This window comes from Vibrio sp. D420a, from assembly GCF_030248625.1.
In the GTDB taxonomy this organism is placed as follows: Bacteria; Pseudomonadota; Gammaproteobacteria; order Enterobacterales; family Vibrionaceae; genus Vibrio; species Vibrio fortis_A.
This window is the reverse complement of record NZ_JAHGAN010000006.1, coordinates 1-20,778: the sequence shown is the minus strand read 5'-3', so window position 1 is coordinate 20,778 and position 20,778 is coordinate 1. Positions and strand designations below refer to the sequence as shown.

Below are 20,778 nucleotides of genomic sequence, written 5' to 3'. Positions count from 1 at the left end.
AGCAATTATTTACTACGATTGGTATTAAGTATCGCTCAACAAAAAAGCCGCCCGAAGGCAGCTTTTCAAATCACTCTACTTTTCTAGCGCTTAACCTAGCTTCTCTAAACGAGCGTAAGCAGTCACCAGCCATTTGATACCCTCGCCGTTGAAGGCCACCTGAACTCGGCTCTGTGGACCACTGCCCTCAAAGTTGATAATGGTACCTTCACCAAACTTAGGGTGTTTAACACGCGAACCTAAGCTAAAACCAGTTTCGTTGAAGTTCTCTTTAACTGCGGTTTGTCCAAAGCGACCACTGCTTGCTGGGCGACTCACCTGTGCTTTCATTCGTACTTCATCAAGACAAGTTTCAGGCAGTTCACGAATAAATCGTGATGGCTTGTGGTACTTATCTTGGCCATATAGGCGACGCATTTCTGCGTAGGTGATGTAGAGCTTCTCCATTGCACGTGTCATACCTACGTAGCAGAGACGACGCTCCTCTTCCAAGCGCATCGCATCTTCGGCAGACATCTGGCTCGGGAACATTCCTTCTTCGACACCAACCATGAACACCATCGGGAACTCAAGACCTTTAGCACTGTGCAGAGTCATCAATTGAACAGCATCATCAAACTCTTCGGCCTGACCCTCACCCGCTTCTAGCGCGGCATGAGTCAAAAATGCCGTCAGCAAGCTCATCTCTTCGGCTTCTTCCGGCTTCTCGAATTGACGGGTCGCCGTTACTAGCTCTTCCAAGTTCTCAATACGAGCCTTCGACTTCTCGCCTTTTTCTTGCTCATACATAGCAAACAAGCCAGACGACTTAATCACGTGGTCAGTCTGTTCATGCAGGCTCATCTCGTGAGTGTCATCTTCTAGTGCGTTGATAAGCTCGATAAATCGGCTCAACGCCCCTGCTGCTCTGCCCGCCAAAACCTGTTCTTCAAGAAGTGCGATACTCGCCTGCCACATCGTCGCGCCACGATCGCGTGCAGCAAAACGAATGGTCTCTAAGGTTTTATCACCCATACCGCGCGTTGGCGTATTCACGACACGTTCAAAGGCTGCGTCATCATTGCGGTTAGACATCAATCGCAGATAGCTCAGTGCATCTTTGATCTCCTGACGTTCGAAGAATCGCATGCCGCCGTAGATACGGTAAGGTAATCCACCTTGAATCAAAGCTTCTTCGAGTACACGAGACTGGGCGTTGTTACGATAAAGCATCGCCGTATCATTCAATGCTCCACCCTTGTCTTGCCACTCTTTGATTTTGCTCACCGTAAAGCGTGCTTCGTCGAGCTCGTTGTAAGCAGAATAAACCGAGATAGGTTCGCCATCGTTGCCGTCTGTCCACAGCTCTTTACCCATACGCTCAGTGTTATTCGAGATCAGTTCGTTCGATGCTTGCAAAATGGTCTTGGTTGAACGGTAGTTCTGCTCCAGACGAATGGTGGAGGCACCTGGGAACTCATCTAAAAACTTTTGGATATTCTCAATTTTAGCGCCACGCCAGCCGTAGATTGATTGGTCATCATCACCTACGATCATCACTCGACAATCAGGACCAGCCATCATGCGCAGCCACGCGTATTGAATGTTGTTGGTATCTTGAAATTCGTCGACCAAGATATGCTTAAAGCGCGCTTGGTAGTGTTCACGAATGTGCTTTTTATCACGCAGAAGCTCATGACAACGCAGCAAGATCTCAGCAAAATCGACTAAGCCAGCACGATCACACGCCTCTTGATACGCAGCGTAGATCTTAAGCCAGGTCTTAGTGACTGGGTCATTGTAGGTATCAATATGGCTTGGACGTAATCCTTCGTCCTTTTTGCCATTGATCCACCAAGACGCTTGTTTCGCTGGCCACTGCTTCTCATCGAGATTTTGCGCTTTAATCAGACGGCGCAATAGACGAATTTGATCATCGGAATCAATGATCTGAAAGTCTTCTGGCAATTTCGCATCTAAGTAGTGAGCGCGCAAAACACGGTGACAAATACCGTGGAAGGTGCCGTTCCACATACCTGAAGAGCTACCCATCATCAGCTCATCAATACGACCACGCATTTCAGCGGCCGCTTTGTTGGTAAAAGTCACCGACATGATAGAAAACGGCGACGCCTGCTCTACAGTTTGCAGCCATGCGATACGGTGAACCAACACTCGCGTTTTACCACTGCCTGCTCCCGCTAAGATCAGCAAGTTTTCTAAGGGTGCAGCCACTGCCTCACGCTGCTTGTCGTTGAGGCCATCGAGTAAAAGCGAAGGATCAATCATTTGGGTTTGCTCACTACTGGGTATTTATACATAAAAGTTGATTATAACCTAAACACAGAGCGCAGTTTAGGAGAATAAGAAGAAAAAATATCCAAAAATAAATTATTAATAATCATAACCTTACACATCGATATATCATTTATTTCTATAAATCTTCAGTTCTTTTGAAATTATTTCTTAGTTCTTCCTATCCTTTTTACTAAGCAAGTTAACAAAACCTTAACCTGCTCAATGTAAATAACAATTAAGTCTAGAGGGAATGACTATGAAAAATTCTAATCTTGCTGTAACTGCTGCAATCACAAGTGTACTAGCGTTTGGTGGTACTGTTCTAACTTCGGCTCCTGCAGAAGCGGCAGCGAAAGAAAAGTGTTATGGCGTGTCTAAAGCTGGTCAAAATGACTGTGCGACTAAAACAAGCTCATGTGCTGGTACAGCAAAAGAAGATAACCAAAGTGATGCATTCGTTGTCGTACCTAAAGGGCTTTGTGGCAAGCTTACTGGCGGTAGCACTCAATCTTCATAATACCCGCTATAAACCAGGTGAGCATGCCTATCAGCTCACCTGGATTGTTCCACCCACCTAAGGAGAATACCTGTGGCTCATCCTCTACACCCGCTAGCAGGCGTGGGTTTAAGAACACCTCACTTAGATTATTTTGGCCTCAACTCTAATAAGGTCGACTGGTTAGAGATCCACAGTGAGAATTACTTCTCCCCACATGCAAAAGCAACTGAACAACTCAGAGCAATTCGACAAGACCATGAGATTAGCTGCCACGGCGTAGGTTTATCACTGGGTTCTGTGGAGCGTATCAGTCAGGAGCACTTGTTCCAGCTCAAACGCCTAATTAGCGACATTCAGCCGTTTTTAGTATCAGACCATCTAAGTTGGAGCCAAACCGGTGGTCATCATTTCAATGACCTATTGCCATTGCCTTATACCCAAGAAGCACTCGATGTCTTTTGTCGCAATGTATTAGAGGTTCAGGATGCTCTGCAAAGGCCCCTGCTGATCGAAAACCCTTCGAGCTATCTGGCATTCAAACACTCGACAATTCCAGAATGGCAATTCCTAGCAGAAGTTCAAAAACGCACTGAGTGCCGATTGCTGCTCGACTTCAATAATATTTTTGTTTCTTCGTTCAATCATCAATTCAGTTGTGATGACTACCTCGAGGGAATTCCGGCCGATGCAGTGGACGAGATCCACCTTGCTGGTTTTACTAAGAAGCAGCTAGAAGATGGTGAGATATGGATAGACACCCACAGTAAGCCTGTTTGTGATGAAGTGTGGCAACTCTACAAACAATGGCTTATGACACACGGCGCGCGGCATACATTGATCGAATGGGACCTAGATATCCCAGAGCCTGAGGTGTTGCTTAATGAAGCTGAAAAAGCCAGCCACCTACTGCATCAATATCAAAATGCAGAGTCATTACGAGGCCAAGCATCATGAGTTCCTTAGCTGAAATACAACAAGCATTTGGTGATGCGCTCCGTTATCGAGGTGATGATTCACTGTGTCAGGTCGTTAGCGATCACTTCTCAGATAGCCAGAGGCTACAAATCTATCGTAACAACTTTGTGATTGGTGTTAGTGATGTACTTGCGGCTACCTATCCTCTTGCCCAAGCCTTGGTTGGTGAAGAGTGTTTCGCCCAATTAGCGCGTCATCATGTGCTTAGTACGCCACCTCAATCGGGAGACATCACAGAGTACGGAGAAGGCTTCAATGAGGTCATTAAACATTTTCCAGCGGTTATAGAAGCCGCTCCATACCTAGCAAACATGATTCAATACGAATGGCACAAAGATGCGCTAATGCGTGCCGAACCAAGGCCCGTTGCGACAGGACAATATCCACTGGCTGCCCTCTCTGCAATTCCAGAGCATCAGCATGCTGAGTTGGTGTTTCACTTGCTTCCAGACATTGTCTTGCTCAACTTCGATTATCAAGTGCTGACTTTAGAACAAGCCATCATCAATAACCAACTCGACGGACTCAATATCGCCCAACCGGAATTTGCTGTCTTACAGAAAATAAATAACCATACCTTGGAGCCTCATATCGTGACGTCAGAAGTCTTCCAGCTTCTGCAAGCCTTCCAAGCCCAACAAATGCTCGCTGATATCGACCCAACGCTGCTAGCCCATCTTAACGATGTCTTGGCGCTCAATATCATCTCTGGATTTTCTATTAGCGGCGAATAGGAGAAATAAAATGGATAACAACACCGTGACCAACATGATGGCTCAATACGATAGCCTCGTTGATAAGTTCCAGGCCCTGTTTGTGCCAGCGTTACTGCTGTTTTGTCGCTTATGGGTTGCTTGGGTTTTCTTTAATTCCGGACTAACCAAGATTGCCACTTGGGATAGCACTCTGTTTCTGTTCGAACTCGAGTATCAAGTCCCGCTCATTCCGTGGGAAATAGCGGCGTATATGGGTACCGCGGCAGAATTGATTCTTCCAGTGTTTATTGCATTAGGCTTGTTAAGTCGACCTATGGCGGTTGCCTTATTCGCCTTCAACGTAATTGCAGTCGTCTCTTACCCAGTGCTTTGGGACCAAGGTTTCTACGACCATCAACTGTGGGGGCTGATGATACTGATTGTGATTGTATGGGGTGCAGGTCCGTTTTCACTAGACCACATCCTAAAACGACAATTCCGAGGCTAACCATTACCCCTCAGGATCAAAAAAACCACTCATTCGAGTGGTTTTTTGTTTACCAAGTAACATCACATCATTACTTGTTCAGAAATGCCTGTAGATCTTCTGCAGAAATGCCTTGCTCTACCATCTCTTTTGCTAACAGTTGAACTTGCTCACCTTTACGGTCTTCAATCACACTCTGAAATTGGAACACAATATCGCGTAGTGTGTTAATTGGAACCTGCTTTGCAGCGCTGCGAATACGCTCACCACTTTGGTTACCAAGCTCGTTCAGCAATTTTCCAAACATGACCTTTTCAGGAGCGTCTTCCATTTGTTCTAAGACGCGTGCCATTTCGTAGGTTGTTAATGACATTACAGTATTATCCGTTGTGATACTCACATTTTAATGAGCGATAAATATACCATGTTTTAACGATGGAAAAACTGTCCATCTGTATAATTTGTCATCCAATTGACTTACGCCTGCTTAAGGGCGCCATGCCACGATTTTCCAGCTTTACCAAACAGTACAAATAGAGCTGGAACAATCAGGAACATCTGTAATGCAATCATCACCTGTGGTTCCAATTGCAGTCGTTGCATAGTACCCACCAACAACCCAGAACCACTCATCTGGAACAAGCCTAATAACGCAGCAGCCGTACCCGCTCGGTCACCAAATGGCTCTAATGCTTTGCCAGCAGATGCACCAAGAATCCATGCAAAACCAACTGAAGATAAGAAAATTGGGAACATAAACGCTAATGCTGTTGCCTGGTTCGCCAGTACCAACATCAGTGCGCCTGCTAAGCCCAACAGAAGAATACCAACTACCAATGTCTTGTATGTACCAAAGCGGTCCATGAACTTAGGTGCCGTGAATGCCGCAGTAATATTAAATACAGCATTGAGACCAAACCAGAAAGTAAATTCATCCATATCTAGGCCTAAATTTTCAATAAGAATAATAGGCGCCGAAGTTACATATGAAATAATCACACCCATTGCCATCAAGCACAACGAAGCATGGAAGATAAACGATGGCGTCTTAAGTACTGACCAGTAACGCTCAAACTTAAATACCGCAACCTTCTCTGTCGCTGGATTGGTCTCTTTCATCTGGAAGAACAGAATAGCGCCGACAATCACAGCAAAGCCAGCCATAAAGCTGAAGTTGGAGCGCCAGCCAAACTCTTGAGTTAGCCAGCTACCTAAAATAGGCGCTAACGCTGGAATAAAACAGATAGCACCGTTTAGGTAGCTGATCATCTTGCCACTTTTTTCAGGACCAAATAGATCGCGAACTGTTGCGAACGCAGCAACGGATGTTGCACACGCTCCTAATCCTTGAAGCAGTCGAGCCATCAACATCATATCAATAGACTGAGCGGCCCACGCCAAGCAAGCGCTCACTGCATAGATGCTGATACCGCCAAGGGCAACAGTTCGGCGACCTAATTTGTCCGCAAGGGGGCCAGCAAACAGTTGGCCAACACCCATTGCGAATAGGAACCAGGTAATGGTGTCTTGAGCTAATGCATGTTCCACGTGGAACGTCTCTGAGATTTGAGGCAAAGCTGGTAAGTAGATATCGATTGCCAATGGGCTAAATAGAACAAGCATTGCCAATAATGCTACTTGCAACTTACTCGGGGATGAATGCACAGACACGCGACTTTCCTAGTTGATAAATGATGATGGGAATCATAACCAACTAAAGATATGAACAAAAATGGCTTATACTCATTACCATTATTCCCATATGGAAAATCTTATGAATCTCGAAAAATTGTCTCGAATTGACCTCAATTTGCTAGTTTGTTTGCAGGTTCTCCTTGAAGAGCTCAGTGTCACCCGCACCGCTCATCGGTTGTGTTTAAGCCAATCAGCCGTCAGTAAATCACTGGCAAAGTTAAGAGAGCAATTCGACGATCCGCTATTTACACGTAGTGCTCATGGTTTGCGTCCAACGCCCAAAGCAGTGTTCTTAAAGCCGCGCTTGGAAAACCTTATTAACCAACTAGAAGTGCTGACACAACCGGAAACGTTCACGCCTTACAATAGCGATCACAGCTTCCACATTGCCGCCGTTGAGAGTGTCTACCCGCTTATCCTGCCGCACTTTCTGCCCGCGATTTTCAAGCAAGCGCCACACGTCAACATCAATACTCACGCGTGGTCAGAACAAACCTTTAAAAAGCTTCAGCTTGGCGAGCTCGATATCGGCTTAACCGGTAAAGACATCGACATCAATGATGCACGGCTCACCATGCTGCCACCCGATGATATCTGTGAGCAAGAGATCTACCGAGATGCTCAGATGTGTGTTTTAAGGCGCAACCACCCAGCCCTTGAACATAATTGGGACTTAGAGACCTACTTGGCCCAAAGACACGTTCAAGTAAGGTGCGATGGCAACGACCGCTGGTTGCTTGACTATAAACTTGCGGACATAGGCCGACAGCGCGATATCGCTATCTCAGTTCCCGATTTCAACAGTGCAGCGAGCTTGTGTACTTACACCGATTTTGTATTCACTGCTCCAAGCCATTTTACTTATCTTGTTGCAAAACAGATGGATCTCGTCGTAGTACCTCTACCTCTGGAATTTCCCCCGATGGCATACACTCTGTTCTGGCATAGAGATAGAGAGAATGACCCAGCACTGACTTGGTTGCGAGATATCATCAAAGAAAAAACCCTACACCTTAGATAAAAATGACGTACGCCGTTTGCTCTCTTGCGATAAAATGAGTAGCTTAACTGTCGATAGTCCTTTTTGGCTCATCTATGGCCAGTTGTATTCCAGATCAATTGAAATATCGACCTTGTTCAGTTGACCCATGTCTTGCTATAAGCAGGTGGATACAGCGTCCACACCTGAGCATCAAGGAGCGGTAATTTGAAGGAATAAACACAGATGCATAACGATACTCAAAGCCGCGTGAATGCAATTCGCGAATGGCTAGCACAACACAATATTGATGCCCTACTTGTCCCACACGAAGACGAGTACTTGGGTGAATACGTACCGGCTCACAATGAGCGCCTACATTGGCTAACAGGCTTTACTGGTTCAGCGGGCGCTGCTGTTATCACCAAAGACAAAGCTGCAATGTTTGTCGATGGTCGCTACACGGTACAAGTGACAAAACAGGTACCTGCCGAACTTTTCGAATATCGTCACCTGATTGAAGAGCCTGCTCTTGACTGGATCAAAGAACAGCTTGCTCAAAGTGCATCTGTTGCTATCGACCCTCGAATGCACAACTCAGCATGGCTAGATGTTGCACAAGCTAAACTAGCTGGTGACATTGAACTTAAGATCTTAGAAAGCAACCCTATCGATGAATTGTGGAGCGACCGCCCTGCACCTGTTGTTTCTGACGTACGCCTAATGCCAACAGACGCTGTTGGTCAATCAAGCGAAAGCAAGCGTAAAGAGATCGCTGAGCTTATGAAAAAAGCGGGAGCTGATAGCGCAGTTATTACAGCTCTAGATTCTATCTGTTGGTTGCTCAATGTTCGTGGCTTAGATGTATCACGCTTGCCTGTTCTGCTTTCTCACGCAATTCTGCATGCTGATTCTAGCGTTGAGTTCTTCTTAGACCCAGCACGCATCCCTGCTGAATTCGCTGCGCATGTTGGAGCTGATGTTACTGTTCACCACCCAGAAGCACTTCAATCTCGTTTAGAAGTTCTAACAGGCAAAAACGTTCTTGTAGATCCGGCAACCAGCAATGCTTGGTTTAAGCTCATTCTACAAAACTCAGGCGCCAATGTAGTCAGCAAGGCGGATCCGTGTCTAATGCCAAAAGCGGCAAAAAATGCTGTAGAAATCGCAGGCATGAAAGCATGTCATGTTCGCGACGGTATTGCGATGACTCAGTTCTTATGTTGGTTAGATGCCGAAGTTGCTGCAGGTAACCTACATGATGAAGCAACGCTATCTGACAAGTTAGAAGCCTTCCGTCAGCAAGATCCAACACTGATGGATCTAAGCTTTGATACCATTTCTGCGGCCGGTGGTAACGCAGCAATGTGTCACTACAACCATGAGAATCAACCTGAGCCAGGTAAGCTTGAGCTTAATACCCTTTACCTTGTCGATTCAGGCGGTCAGTACCTAGATGGTACAACCGATATCACTCGTACCATTGCGATCGGCCAACCATCACCAGAGATGATCAAACAGTTCACCTTAGCACTGAAGGGTCATATTGGTGTCGCTCGTGCTCGTTTCCCGAAAGGCACCCGGGGTTATCAGATCGATACCCTAGCTCGTCAGCACCTTTGGGCTGAAGGCTACGACTACGATCACGGCACAGGTCACGGTGTAGGTCACTTCCTAAGTGTTCATGAAGGCCCAGCGAGCATTTCTAAGAAGCAAATTGATGTACCGCTAACCGAAGGTATGGTGCTATCTAATGAGCCTGGTTACTATAGAGCGGATGCTTTTGGTATTCGTATCGAGAATCTAGAGCTTGTGGTTGAAACACCAACTCAAGGTGACTTCCCTGTTCTGTCATTTGAATCACTAACACGTTGCCCAATCGACAAACGCAACATCAATGTCGATATGCTAACGCGTCCGGAACTAGCATGGCTAAACGACTACCATCAGAAAGTGTGGGATGACATCGGTCCATTAGTCGAAGGTGATGTGAAAGAGTGGCTACGTGCTGCGACTCTACCGGTAGCACACTCATAAGCTGCTAACATCACCGTTGCTAAATATATAAAAAGGCTCTCCATCGGAGAGCCTTTTGTTTTGGGTAACCTAGCAAATTTTATGTGTTCTGGTTTATGTTTCACGTGAAACACTATCTGTATTGATTAACCAGAATAAGCTGAGTGCCAATCTCGCCATACAGGGTCAAAACCCTTCGCACGGATCATATCCTCTACCGATGCCGCACTGCGCTCATCACTGATCTCAAACTGCTCCAGCTCAACATCGTCCATCGCGTAGCCCCCAGGTTGAGTTTTCGATGCGGCAGACATTGAAGTAATACCAAGAGGCAATACGTTATCTCTAAACGCAGGCGATTCTCGTGTCGATAACGATAGTTCCACCTCTGGGTTCAGCAAACGATAAGCGCAAATCAACTGCACTAGCTGCTTATCCGTCATCACTGACTTAGGCTGTAAAGCCCCTTCACAAGGACGCAAGCGCGGGAATGAGATCGAGTAACGCGTTTGCCAATACGTTCGCTCAAGGTAATCCAAATGTGCCGCAACATAAAAACAGTCAGTGCGCCATTCCTCCAACCCTATCAACGCTCCGATACCAATTTTGTCGATGCCCGCTTTGGCCAAACGATCAGGTGTATCAAGGCGGTACTCAAAGTCGGTTTTATTGCCACGCAGATGGTGTTCGCCGTAGGTAGATGGATGATAGGTTTCTTGGTAAACCATCACAGCATCGAGACCTAGAGTTTTAAGCTCTGCATATTGATCTTGGTCGAGAGGCTGCACTTCCATCGCAAGGTAGTTAAACTGGTCCTTAATCATCGGAACCATTTCACGGAAGTATTTCATCCCTACTTTGGTTTCATGCTCTCCGGTTACCAATAACACACTATCAAACTTCATCGCCTTGATAGCATCGATTTCAGCAGACACCTCATTACGGTCTAGTGTTTTACGCTTAATGCGGTTCTCCATCGAAAAGCCACAATAAGTGCACGCATTCGCACATAGGTTCGACAGGTACAATGGTATGTACAAAGACATGGTATTACCAAAGCGCTTGCGCGTAAGTGAATACGACAGCTGTGCCATTTGCTCGAGATAAGGCTCCGCAGCAGGAGAAATCAAAGCCTTAAAATCCTCTAAATCACGCTTGGGTGTATTCAATGCGCGTTCAACATCACTCGCTGTTTTGGAATAAATCGACATCGAAATATCATCCCAGTTGAGCTTGTTAAACTGGTCCACGAAACTCATGGTCAATCCTCGTCGATTTGTTAAAGCTCATCTAAGAATGAAGTGAGCGGGCTCGAAGCCACTGCGTGCGATACCTTACCAGCCAAACCGGCCTCATACGCCATTCGACCAGATTCAACAGCTAGCTTAAATGCTTTTGCCATAGCAACCGGATTGCTCGATGCTGCGATAGCCGTATTGACGAGTACCGCATCCGCACCCATCTCCATCGCGCGAGCAGCATGCGAAGGAGCTCCGATACCAGCATCAACAACAACCGGTACGTTTGCTTGGTCGATTATGATCTCCAAGAAGTCATGAGATACAATCCCCTTGTTTGAGCCGATTGGCGCTCCTAGTGGCATCACCGCTGCACAACCCACCTCTTCGAGTCGCTTACACAACACAGGATCGGCATGACAGTAAGGCAGAACAATAAACCCTTCGCGAACCAATTGCTCAGCAGCAGCGAGTGTTTCGATAGGATCTGGCATTAAGTATTTTGGGTCAGGGTGAATCTCTAGCTTCAACCAATTGGTTCCTAATGCCTCTCGCGCAAGCTGCGCAGCAAACACCGCGTCTTTGGCATTTTTGGCACCTGAAGTGTTTGGCAGTAAACTAACTCCAGCTTCAACCAAGGGTTTTAAGATGTCGTCTTGCTGATCGTTAACATCCACACGCTTAAGGGCCATAGTCGCGAGTTGAGAACCTGACGCTTGTATCGCTTCAGCCATTAAGTGACTATTGGCGAACTTTCCAGTTCCGGTAAATAGTCTTGATTCAAACTTCTTACCTCCGATATGCAGCATCTCATTACCCCCCTGCCATTGCTTGAAACAGAGAGATACTATCTCCCTCACTAAGTAAAGTACTACCCCATTCACCGCGAGGTATCACCGTATTATTGATAGCGAAAACACACCCCACTTCGGGTAACTCAAATTGATAAATGATTTTCTGTAGATCGCTCTGATTAACTATTTGCTGAGGCTGTTCGTTAATGACGATCGTTATCATCTCACTACTTTCACTTGCTCCTTCAAGGTTTGCTCGTTCTAATATTGTCATTGCTCTTAATTCTCTTTATTACCTGTAACCCAGTGCTAACTACAAACCTGACAGCTGCTATCTTTTGTTATTGCTAGCTTCTGCCATTGCATTTTCAAACCATCAAATAGGTGCAGTTCGTTTGCTTTGACGTGAAATTTTCCTGTCGCAAGTTTTTGAATAGCGGCCAGTGCTTGGTAGTTACCCATAGTCCCAACCACAGGACCTACAACACCAGATTCGCTGCACTTCTGTGTCTGTTTGAGTTCATCAAATGGATACAAACATCGATAACAAGCGGCTGATTGTTGTGACTCTTGGTGGTCAAATACAGCGAACTGTCCCTGCCATCCAATAGCGGCAGCAGAAACAAGCGGAGTGCTTTGCTCAAAGCAGGTTTGGTTTATTAATTGCCTTGTCGGCATGTTGTCACTACAGTCCAAGACCATATCAGCCAACATAACCTCAAGTGAAAGCTGACTGGGTTCTAAACGCTTATTGATAGTACGTACTTGCACCATAGGATTCAGTTCCGCTAATTGCTTTGCTGTTGCACTGGTCTTAGGCGTGCCTAGGTCTTGTTCACGATATATGACTTGCCTTTGTAAGTTACTGCTCTCAACAATGTCATCATCCACAATTACGAGTTTTCCGACACCTGCAGCAGCCAAATACAAACAAGCGGCACTGCCTAACCCTCCACAACCAATTACCAAAACATGAGATTGGCCAAGCTGAACTTGTCCATTCTCACCCACTTCAGGTAATGACACCTGACGCTGATAAAGCAGGAACTGTTTATCGTTCAGCACAGGCTATCCTCGGTTCACTCTGATTGTGTTTGGAAGTCACTTCCTGCTTCGCACCCATTAGGCTGGCAAAGAAATTAATCACCGACTGTGGGTCGCTCGAAAAGGTAATTGCGCGAACGACAGCAAGGCTCGATACCCCACACTCCCAAACTTGGTCGGCATTGCTTTGGTCAATGCCGCCGATTGCAACGGTTGGAAAGCCTAATTGTTGCTTAGTGCTCTCTCTAGCGGTCCCATATGGAATGGTATCAATGAGCTTCTGATACAGAGCTAATCGAACTAAACCTTGAGGCTTAGATGGCATCTCTTTAGTGGTTGTCGGGAAGATATGCCCCAAGGCAATGTAGCTTGGATGAATCTGTACGATGCGTAGTAACTCGTAATAACCGTGTGTCGATAAACCAAGGCGTACTCCAGCTTTACTTAACTGCGCTAGGTTTGACTCCTCGATATCTTCTTGGCCAAGGTGAACACCATAAGCACCATGCTTAATTGCCAGTTTCCAGTAATCATTAATGAAGACTTGCGCATCGTATTGACGCCCCAATTCGATCGCTTTCTTCACTTGTTGCTCGAGGCCTGCTTGTTGTGGGTCCTTAATCCGAAGCTGAATGGTATTGATACCCATAGGTAAGAGGCGTTCAATCCACGATACATCATCAACAACCGGATACAGACCTAGGCTAGGTTTGGTCAGAGTGGCAAAACTAACGCTTTCGCCTTGAGCAGACCAGCCAACTTGAATACCTAAACGGTCATCTTCAAGAACAGGGGTTGGAAAAGCACTAAACTCAAATGCCCATACCTTAACAACATGATTTGAAGATATTGTACGAATATCAAAAGCCGATGTTTCACGTGAAACATCCCCTGCCGGAGACATCATCGCGCGCGCTAGAGTTAACGCATCCTCGATCGGAAAATCGAGTATAGATAGAGTTAAGAACCAAGCTAAATGCAATTCTGGAGACAAGTGCATGGCTAGGTGTGGAGCAACCGAAAGTGCTCTAACTTCATTATTTATAGGGTGACGCCAGATATCTAATTGACTGGAATTCTGAGCATCTCTCGAGTCTCGATCTGGAATACCAATGAAAATATCCGTTGACTCCTGATGACGACACTCTCTAACACTCAGCCTAGAATGATAGTAAAGCTTGTAATCTGAGACGTTAGAAGTCTCAACATCAGAGACAATGTCAGTTGAAAAGCTAGTAGTGTGTTGGTCATGAATGAGCTGTATCGATTGAGTTGGGCTCACACCCAACTCAACGTTTTCGATAGTAAAACCCTGCTCTTTCGCCAACAACAAACATTGCTGAACTAAGCCAGTTAGCTCAATCAATGATGACGGAATAAGGATTTTGTTCATTAATCGGCAACCTCTGCACTAGCGGCTGGATGATAGAGCTCAGACCCTGTTTCACGGAACTCTTGCGATTTTTGACGCATCCCCTCTAATGGGTCATCAAGCATCTTAATCGATATCGCTTGGTCAGCAGCAACCTGCTCTGTATCTTTGGCATATTCGCGTACCTCTTGCGAGATCTTCATCGAACAGAATTTAGGTCCACACATAGAGCAGAAATGGGCAACCTTACCTGACTCTTGTGGCAAGGTCTCATCATGGAAAGCTCGCGCCGTTTCAGGATCGAGAGAAAGGTTGAATTGGTCTTCCCAACGGAACTCAAAGCGCGCTTTTGACAAAGCGTTATCACGTACTTGTGCACCTGGGTGGCCTTTAGCGAGATCACCAGCATGAGCAGCAAGCTTGTAGGTAATCAAACCGGTTTTAACGTCTTCTTTATTTGGTAAACCAAGATGCTCTTTTGGTGTCACATAACAGAGCATTGCACAGCCATACCAACCAATCATGGCGGCACCAATACCCGAGGTAATATGGTCATATCCTGGTGCAATATCTGTCGTCAATGGACCTAGGGTATAAAACGACGCTTCATGACAGTGTTCAAGCTGCTCGTCCATGTTCTCTTTGATCATATGCATCGGCACGTGACCCGGCCCTTCAATGATCACCTGTACATCGTATTCCCAAGCGATCTTGGTCAGCTCACCCAACGTGCGAAGTTCAGCAAATTGAGCTTCATCATTAGCATCAGCAACTGACCCTGGACGCAAGCCATCACCTAGCGATAGAGCAACATCGTACTTAGCACAGATCTCACAGATCTCTCTAAAGTTGGTGTATAGGAAGCTTTCTTGATGATGAGCCAAGCACCATTTAGCGATGATTGAACCGCCTCGCGAGACGATACCCGTTACGCGCTTGGCAGTCATAGGTACGTAACGAAGTAATAAGCCAGCATGAATCGTAAAGTAGTCAACACCCTGCTCAGCTTGTTCAATCAGAGTATCTCGCATCACTTCCCAGTTTAGATTCTCAGCAACACCATTAACCTTCTCCAGGGCTTGATACATAGGAACCGTACCGATCGGCACTGGGCTATTACGCAGTATCCATTCGCGCGTCTCATGAATATTTCGTCCAGTAGAGAGATCCATTACGGTATCGCCACCCCAGCGCGTTGCCCATACTAGCTTCTCAACCTCTTCCTCAATAGAAGATGACACGGAAGAGTTACCGATGTTTGCATTGACCTTTACCAGGAAGTTTCGACCAATAATCATTGGCTCAGATTCTGGGTGATTAATATTGGAAGGGATAATTGCGCGGCCTTCAGCGACCTCTTTACGAACGAATTCAGGAGTGATGTCTTTAGGCAGATTAGCCCCAAAGCTCTGTCCTGGATGTTGCTGAGTTAATACTTCATCACGGTACTGAGCTCTGCCCATGTTCTCACGCAGAGCAATGTATTCCATTTCTGGAGTAATGATGCCCTGACGAGCATAATGCATTTGAGTTACACACTGACCATCTTTAGCACGTCGAATACGTGGTAGATTGCCGTATCGAAGCTCATCTAAGGTCTCATCTTCTAGGCGTTCTTTGGTGTATACCGAGCTCACGTCATCAAGGAGTTCGGTATCAGCTCGTTCTTCAATCCAGCCCTCTCGCAACTTCGGTAAGCCATTATAAAGATCAATTTCGTGCTCTGGGTCAGTGTACACACCCGAAGTGTCATAAACGCGAATAGGCTCATTAGGCTCAAAGATTGGCGCCTCTTTGGTGCCACCTATTAGGCTATCGGCTAAAGAGATCTCGCGCATAGGGACACGAATATCGGCACGAGAGCCTTCTACGTAAACCTTGGTTGAATTTGGGTACGGCTGTACCGAGAGAGTTTCTATAAACTGTTTTGCTTCCAGTCTCGCTTGCTTGCGATTCGACATAGCATTTTTCCTTGCTTCGTTATTCTAGATAATAAATTCGGATAAAAATGCTTGGCGGAAAGATGCGACAAGAGGAGCTGAGCATAGACATACCTAAGGCAGGTAAAAGCGGTCTATTGCTTAGCTTATTGATAGGTCTGCTAGAGAGAATTCCAGCAAGGATATCTTCTCTTGTTCCCTTCGCAGGTATTAACCTGATCAGGTTCAACGGATCCCGAATGAACGGTCTCAGCCTTATGGCACTCCGACAAGTGAATTCAGTATATAAAATCGGCTTGGTTAAACCAAGCCGACCTGTGTGATTTTAATACGAATCTGGAAAACTAACTCTTAATTAGCAACTGAAAGCCAATCCAGGCTGCCGAAATACTCAATACCACATTCAAGAGAACATTGAATCCCATCTTAAAAAAAGCGCCCTGCTGCATCAATAACACGTTATCCATAGAGAAAGTGGAGAACGTTGTTAATGCACCTAGAAAGCCTAACCCTATGATCTGACGCCACGGTTCAGTTGCTAGCATCTCATTTTCGAATGCAGCGATCAGTAGACCCATAATAAATGAACCGACGACATTCACCGCCAGAGTGCCGTACGGGAAACCACGCCCTAGTAGCACGACACATAACTCAGATATTAGGTAACGAGAACACGCACCAAATGCACCGCCAATGGCGATAAACCCCAAAATTGAAAACTGACCCATAATTCCCCCACATAAGACTTAAAGATATTCTAGCCTCACTCGTTTTTTTTTCGAGATAATTAGTGAATAAATTACTTGGATAAATTTTAAGATTAAAAAGTTACAGGAGTCACTTTACCTCAATGTAACCCATTAAACCTGTCTTCATATGTTCAATGACATGGCAGTGATACATCCAACGGCCTGGGTTATCAGCAACAAACGCTGCCTTAGCACTGCCATTCTTACCAAGCAGAACAGTATCTGTATGGAATGGCTCTTCGACTTTTTTCCCATCCAATTCAAGTACGGTAAAGGTATGGCCATGAATATGGATCGGGTGGTGATACTGAGTCACATTCTTGAGATCGAAAATGTATGTCTTTCCTAACTCTAACGTCGCAAGTGGTTCAGGAATATTATCCTTACTCATCCCTTCCCATGCGCGCTTGTTCGTCAACCAGAATTTAGGCATCGACTTGCCATCTTTTCCTGTCGGACTGATCGCTCCCTCCCATTCAAATAGAAAATCGATTTCGGTGGCATTCTCGAGGTCTAGATTAGGAACCGGGTTGACTGGTAAAGAAGGTAATGTCTGTCCAGATGGCAAGTTCGAGTCCACGACTTCTAATGAACACAGGGAGAATGGAAAACGTCCTTTCATCTGCAAGACATTTATAGTGGTACCTTTAGTTGGAGCCACAAACCCAATATCCACTCGCATGCCCGGGCCAATCTTATGTTGTGTCAGTCGATAAGGCGTTTTAACAGGGTTGCCATCGATAGCAATAACCCAAGCCTCCACACCTTCGACCGCAATAGGATAGGTAATCGTATTGTCGACATTAGCGATTCGTAGACGTGTTGTCGCGTGTTGTTTAACCTGGTAGTTAGGCTCATGAACGCCATTAACACTACTCCACTCCCCAGGGGTACCCATACGAGCACTCATTCGTGGGATCATCAGGTCCTTCCACTGCCCTTGCTTATCAAGATGCCAATGTTTAAGCATCAGTGGTAACTCTTCATCAAAAGCAACGGGCTGAGACTCTTCAACAATGATCAACCCTACTAACCCCATTCCTAACTGTTTAACGCTATTCATATGTGGGTGATACCAGAAGGTACCCGCATCTGGTGGAGTAAACTCATAAACAAAGGTCTCTCCAGGCATAATTGGAGGCTGACTTAAGAACGGCACGCCATCCATTTCGATCGGGATTCTTAAGCCGTGCCAGTGGATTGTGGTTGGCTCTGCGAGCTTATTGGTAAAACGGATAACAACCTTTTCACCTTGACGGCAGCGAATGGTAGGTGCTGGTATTTGCCCATCAAAGCCAAGTACTTTAGTCGTGTACCCAGGAACGAGCTCAGCTGTTGCTGACTCCGCCGTCAGGTCGTATACGTATCGTCCTTTTTCATCGACAGATTGAGTAACACTACAAGCGGGCAAGATTGATAGCGCTGATATAGCAATAGAAGACTTAATAAACTGACGACGAGAAATATCCATACTGTTCTACTCTTAAATTAACCTTCGCAAAATGTAACAGATTATTAATAACAATTCTCATTACGACGCCAATTTTGAGTCTTAAGTAGCCTTGTCAGTTTGCTTCTTCATTGAATGGCACAAAACAATCACCACTGCCAAAGGCGGTGGTTTAGGGATGACAATAAAAAAGGAGACGTACCCGTCTCCTTATAAGTAAGATTTTCAGTCCAAGCTATTGAAGCTTAAAGCGATCAACAATCGCCAACAGCTGTTTATTGCTATTGGTCAGTTGAACCGTGCCTGCAGTGGCTTGAGCGCCGTTGTCAGTAAGTTCATTCACCATTCCCTGAATCGTTGTCATGTTACGACTAACCTCATCAGTTACAGCACTTTGTTGGCTCGCTGCCGTAGCGATCTCAAGGCCGAGATCATTAATACGCACGATCGAGTTAACCATCACATCGAGACTCTGATTAACATTCTCTGTAGTATGAGCGGTCTCTTCACAACGTACTTTGGTATCGTCCATAGCTTTGACAACCGTCTTGGTGCCTTCATTTAAGTTAGCCAACATGCTGTTGATCTCTGAAGTACTTTGTTGAGTTCTCGCGGCAAGTGCACGAACTTCATCCGCTACCACTGCAAAGCCTCGTCCTTGTTCTCCAGCTCGTGCTGCTTCAATCGCAGCATTGAGTGCAAGCAAGTTCGTTTGATCGGCAATCTCACCAATAACAGTTAAGACTGAGCCTATCTTTTGAGAGTCTTCGTTCATTGATTGAATGCTCTGAGCCATGGCTTCAACTTCGCCGACTAACTCCGCCACACTGCGAACAGCGCTTGCGACAACCTCTTTGGATTGACTAGCCTCATCATTCGTCATCTTAGTAAATTCAGCCGTCTTAGAGGCGCTCTCAGCAACACTATCAGCCGTTGAGCTCATCTCTGTCATAGCAGTGACTACCTGTGTAGTCTCCATTGCATGAGAGGTCAACACAGCCTCATTATTATGGGTTTGCTCTTCGAGTAAATGGATGTTTTGCGAAATCTGGTTCGAAGCACTGGTCACCTCTAGCATCATTGCTTGTAGGTTACTAATAAACGTATTAACGGCCTGTGCTATCTGGCCAAGGTCGTCCTGAGAATGGACTTCTAGTCGACGAGTTAAATCACCATGACCTTGCGATAAGTCCAATATCGTACTCTTCAGTGCCAAAATTGGTCGGTATGCATAATTAAGGATGACTAGGAAAATTGCACACGAGATCGAAAGTAAGATAATGGCAGAATAGAGAGCAGCTTCTAATGCGTCGTCCATCTCAGCGTAAGCGATCGATTTATCTACACCCACGAGTAAATGCCAAGTCACCGCATCATCAATTCGGATAGTTTGGAAGAAAGCCACCTTGTCGACTCCACCTAGACTGTAGTCTTGCATACCAGATGGAAGAGAAAGGAGAGAGTCGGTCAGTGGCTTGAGATCACCAAAGTCATAGAGCTTGGTTTCACCAGGAACATCGACTTCTCCATTAGAAGCAATCGTCAGGCTAGTTTGGTCATACAGGCCCATCATAGCCCCTGGGAAAGGCGCTTTTCTTACCAGTTCATCAAGCAACGTAAGCTCGATATCCGCAAGTAATACACCTTGTAGCTGACCCTGTGCATAAAACGGCTCAGCAATGCTAACCATTAAGCTTTTCGTCAAGGCATCACTATAGATATCGGTAACGATCGTGCCGCGCTTAGCAACTGCCTGTTTATACCAATCTCGAGTTCTTGGGTCATACTGTGATAAATCACGTTTACCACTATTGTTTCCGTAAGAGCGTCCATCTTCATAAGCAACCAAAATATCAGAAGCCGGAGAAGTATTGGCGATCTGCCTGATCATCAATAAAATTTGCTGGTCATTATCAACAGAAACGAAGTCAGGAGCGTTCGATACTAAGCCCGACTTAATGGTATCTAACCAAGTTGTAATGGTGTCGCTCGTGGTCTCAATCTTCAGCATCGAATATTCATTAATCCGTTCTTCAATTGACGCTGAAAGTTGTTTATAGGATAGGTAACTAGATACCGTTAATGACATTGTAATTAAGAGAATGACAACGGTAACCACTCTTCCCTTAAAGCTACTTAACACATTCATTTTTAAGCTCTATTTTATAAATTTGAACAAATGTATCATTATTGAGACTTAACTTAATTACATTGCAATAAAGTTAATATGTTGATCACACTTTTATTGCACAAAATACATTCACCCAATAAATACAACCAGTGTTAAGCCTATGATTAAGTTAATTAAATAGCGAAATAATTTAGTAGCGTACATGAGAGTAGTAAGTATCAGTTAATCAATGATTGAGGTTTCAGAGATCGATAGAGCTGGCAATCAAGTTCGCAATACTTATAGGCTTATCTCGAGTGAAATAAGCTACAGGACAGCGGCATTGCAGTATAGAGCAAAGGATCGCATCGAAAGGTATTGGTAAAAAGGGATGCGGTAGAAGGCAAAAAGGCTCTAGTCTTTCGACTAGAGCCTTGGATATGGCAGGGGTGGAGAGA

At 45.5% G+C, this 20,778-nt stretch carries 18 protein-coding genes and 1 riboswitch; of the genes, 6 read left to right on the top strand and 12 right to left on the bottom strand.

The annotated features are described in order from the left end of the window. Window positions 1-90: 90 nt before the first annotated feature. Window positions 91-2,268, bottom strand: a complete 2,178-nt coding sequence (gene uvrD / locus KI743_RS06865; RefSeq protein WP_285465695.1) for a DNA helicase II — start codon at window positions 2,266-2,268, stop codon at window positions 91-93. Between the two features lie 265 nt (window positions 2,269-2,533). On the opposite strand from uvrD, the gene KI743_RS06860 reads away from it, so the two are divergent. The 4 genes from KI743_RS06860 to KI743_RS06845 all read left to right on the top strand — a co-directional run bounded on the left by KI743_RS06860 (window position 2,534) and on the right by KI743_RS06845 (window position 4,954). Next, entirely contained in the window at window positions 2,534-2,794 is a 261-nt protein-coding gene (locus KI743_RS06860) for a DUF2282 domain-containing protein (RefSeq protein WP_032552258.1), read from the top strand. 72 nt (window positions 2,795-2,866) lie between these two features. Continuing rightward, entirely contained in the window at window positions 2,867-3,730 is an 864-nt protein-coding gene (locus tag KI743_RS06855) for a DUF692 domain-containing protein (RefSeq protein ID WP_285465694.1), read from the top strand. Next, on the top strand, window positions 3,724-4,485 hold the full coding sequence (locus KI743_RS06850) for a DNA-binding domain-containing protein (RefSeq protein WP_285465714.1): 762 nt from the start codon (window positions 3,724-3,726) through the stop codon (window positions 4,483-4,485). The genes KI743_RS06855 and KI743_RS06850 overlap by 7 nt, the downstream gene beginning before the upstream one ends. Before the next feature lie 10 nt (window positions 4,486-4,495). After that, the gene (locus KI743_RS06845) at window positions 4,496-4,954 is read left to right on the top strand and encodes a DoxX family protein (protein ID WP_285465693.1); all 459 of its coding nucleotides are present in this window, start codon (window positions 4,496-4,498) and stop codon (window positions 4,952-4,954) included. A gap of 70 nt (window positions 4,955-5,024) precedes the next feature. Here the strand turns inward: KI743_RS06845 and KI743_RS06840 are convergent, their stop codons facing one another. Together KI743_RS06840 and KI743_RS06835 are read right to left on the bottom strand one after the other, a co-directional pair. Beyond that, entirely contained in the window at window positions 5,025-5,306 is a 282-nt protein-coding gene (locus KI743_RS06840; protein ID WP_032552254.1) for a hypothetical protein, read from the bottom strand. A gap of 104 nt (window positions 5,307-5,410) precedes the next feature. Further along, window positions 5,411-6,556 carry a multidrug effflux MFS transporter gene (locus KI743_RS06835; protein WP_285465712.1) on the bottom strand — a complete coding sequence of 382 codons (1,146 nt, stop codon included), beginning with the start codon at window positions 6,554-6,556 and terminating at the stop codon, window positions 5,411-5,413. Between the two features lie 151 nt (window positions 6,557-6,707). Here KI743_RS06835 and KI743_RS06830 point away from each other — a divergent pair, with 151 nt between their 5' ends. After that, window positions 6,708-7,649: a LysR substrate-binding domain-containing protein gene (locus KI743_RS06830; protein ID WP_285465692.1), complete on the top strand. Its 942-nt coding sequence runs from the start codon at window positions 6,708-6,710 to the stop codon at window positions 7,647-7,649. Window positions 7,650-7,853: 204 nt separating this feature from the next. Beyond that, window positions 7,854-9,644 (top strand): aminopeptidase P family protein, encoded by a 1,791-nt coding sequence (locus KI743_RS06825; RefSeq protein WP_285465691.1) that lies wholly within the window; start codon window positions 7,854-7,856, stop codon window positions 9,642-9,644. 125 nt (window positions 9,645-9,769) lie between these two features. Here the strand turns inward: KI743_RS06825 and thiH are convergent, their stop codons facing one another. The 9 genes from thiH to KI743_RS06780 form a co-directional block, all read right to left on the bottom strand. Then, on the bottom strand, window positions 9,770-10,882 hold the full coding sequence (gene thiH, locus KI743_RS06820) for a 2-iminoacetate synthase ThiH (protein WP_285465690.1): 1,113 nt from the start codon (window positions 10,880-10,882) through the stop codon (window positions 9,770-9,772). A 20-nt stretch (window positions 10,883-10,902) separates the two neighbouring features. Further along, on the bottom strand, window positions 10,903-11,670 hold the full coding sequence (locus KI743_RS06815; protein ID WP_285465689.1) for a thiazole synthase: 768 nt from the start codon (window positions 11,668-11,670) through the stop codon (window positions 10,903-10,905). 4 nt (window positions 11,671-11,674) lie between these two features. Further along, the gene (gene thiS / locus KI743_RS06810; RefSeq protein WP_285465688.1) at window positions 11,675-11,929 is read right to left on the bottom strand and encodes a sulfur carrier protein ThiS; all 255 of its coding nucleotides are present in this window, start codon (window positions 11,927-11,929) and stop codon (window positions 11,675-11,677) included. A gap of 35 nt (window positions 11,930-11,964) precedes the next feature. After that, window positions 11,965-12,720 carry a HesA/MoeB/ThiF family protein gene (locus KI743_RS06805; protein ID WP_285465687.1) on the bottom strand — a complete coding sequence of 252 codons (756 nt, stop codon included), beginning with the start codon at window positions 12,718-12,720 and terminating at the stop codon, window positions 11,965-11,967. Then, window positions 12,707-14,092 carry a thiamine phosphate synthase gene (locus KI743_RS06800; RefSeq protein ID WP_285465686.1) on the bottom strand — a complete coding sequence of 462 codons (1,386 nt, stop codon included), beginning with the start codon at window positions 14,090-14,092 and terminating at the stop codon, window positions 12,707-12,709. The genes KI743_RS06805 and KI743_RS06800 overlap by 14 nt, the downstream gene beginning before the upstream one ends. After that, window positions 14,092-16,032, bottom strand: coding sequence for a phosphomethylpyrimidine synthase ThiC (gene thiC, locus KI743_RS06795; protein WP_285465685.1), 1,941 nt, complete (start codon window positions 16,030-16,032; stop codon window positions 14,092-14,094). The genes KI743_RS06800 and thiC overlap by 1 nt, the downstream gene beginning before the upstream one ends. A 158-nt stretch (window positions 16,033-16,190) precedes the next feature. Further along, window positions 16,191-16,289, bottom strand: a riboswitch (TPP riboswitch). A gap of 66 nt (window positions 16,290-16,355) precedes the next feature. Then, complete coding sequence (gene crcB / locus KI743_RS06790; RefSeq protein WP_285465684.1) at window positions 16,356-16,739, bottom strand: fluoride efflux transporter CrcB; 384 nt, start codon at window positions 16,737-16,739, stop codon at window positions 16,356-16,358. 109 nt (window positions 16,740-16,848) lie between these two features. Continuing rightward, window positions 16,849-18,231: a multicopper oxidase family protein gene (locus KI743_RS06785; protein ID WP_285465683.1), complete on the bottom strand. Its 1,383-nt coding sequence runs from the start codon at window positions 18,229-18,231 to the stop codon at window positions 16,849-16,851. A 214-nt stretch (window positions 18,232-18,445) separates the two neighbouring features. Beyond that, window positions 18,446-20,299 (bottom strand): methyl-accepting chemotaxis protein, encoded by a 1,854-nt coding sequence (locus KI743_RS06780; protein ID WP_285465710.1) that lies wholly within the window; start codon window positions 20,297-20,299, stop codon window positions 18,446-18,448. Window positions 20,300-20,778 lie beyond the last annotated feature (479 nt).

Excerpts from the sequence above, each read along its gene's own strand:
- KI743_RS06780 (WP_285465710.1), bottom strand. The coding sequence starts at position 20,299 with ATGTCATTAACGGTATCTAGTTACCTATCCTATAAACAACTTTCAGCG.
- thiH (WP_285465690.1), bottom strand. The coding sequence starts at position 10,882 with ATGAGTTTCGTGGACCAGTTTAACAAGCTCAACTGGGATGATATTTCG.
- KI743_RS06845 (WP_285465693.1), top strand. The coding sequence starts at position 4,496 with ATGGATAACAACACCGTGACCAACATGATGGCTCAATACGATAGCCTC.
- KI743_RS06860 (WP_032552258.1), top strand. The coding sequence starts at position 2,534 with ATGAAAAATTCTAATCTTGCTGTAACTGCTGCAATCACAAGTGTACTA.
- KI743_RS06785 (WP_285465683.1), bottom strand. The coding sequence starts at position 18,231 with ATGGATATTTCTCGTCGTCAGTTTATTAAGTCTTCTATTGCTATATCA.
- KI743_RS06825 (WP_285465691.1), top strand. The coding sequence starts at position 7,854 with ATGCATAACGATACTCAAAGCCGCGTGAATGCAATTCGCGAATGGCTA.
- KI743_RS06830 (WP_285465692.1), top strand. The coding sequence starts at position 6,708 with ATGAATCTCGAAAAATTGTCTCGAATTGACCTCAATTTGCTAGTTTGT.
- crcB (WP_285465684.1), bottom strand. The coding sequence starts at position 16,739 with ATGGGTCAGTTTTCAATTTTGGGGTTTATCGCCATTGGCGGTGCATTT.
- thiC (WP_285465685.1), bottom strand. The coding sequence starts at position 16,032 with ATGTCGAATCGCAAGCAAGCGAGACTGGAAGCAAAACAGTTTATAGAA.
- KI743_RS06840 (WP_032552254.1), bottom strand. The coding sequence starts at position 5,306 with ATGTCATTAACAACCTACGAAATGGCACGCGTCTTAGAACAAATGGAA.
- KI743_RS06835 (WP_285465712.1), bottom strand. The coding sequence starts at position 6,556 with ATGCTTGTTCTATTTAGCCCATTGGCAATCGATATCTACTTACCAGCT.
- KI743_RS06800 (WP_285465686.1), bottom strand. The coding sequence starts at position 14,092 with ATGAACAAAATCCTTATTCCGTCATCATTGATTGAGCTAACTGGCTTA.
- thiS (WP_285465688.1), bottom strand. The coding sequence starts at position 11,929 with ATGACAATATTAGAACGAGCAAACCTTGAAGGAGCAAGTGAAAGTAGT.
- uvrD (WP_285465695.1), bottom strand. The coding sequence starts at position 2,268 with ATGATTGATCCTTCGCTTTTACTCGATGGCCTCAACGACAAGCAGCGT.
- KI743_RS06815 (WP_285465689.1), bottom strand. The coding sequence starts at position 11,670 with ATGCTGCATATCGGAGGTAAGAAGTTTGAATCAAGACTATTTACCGGA.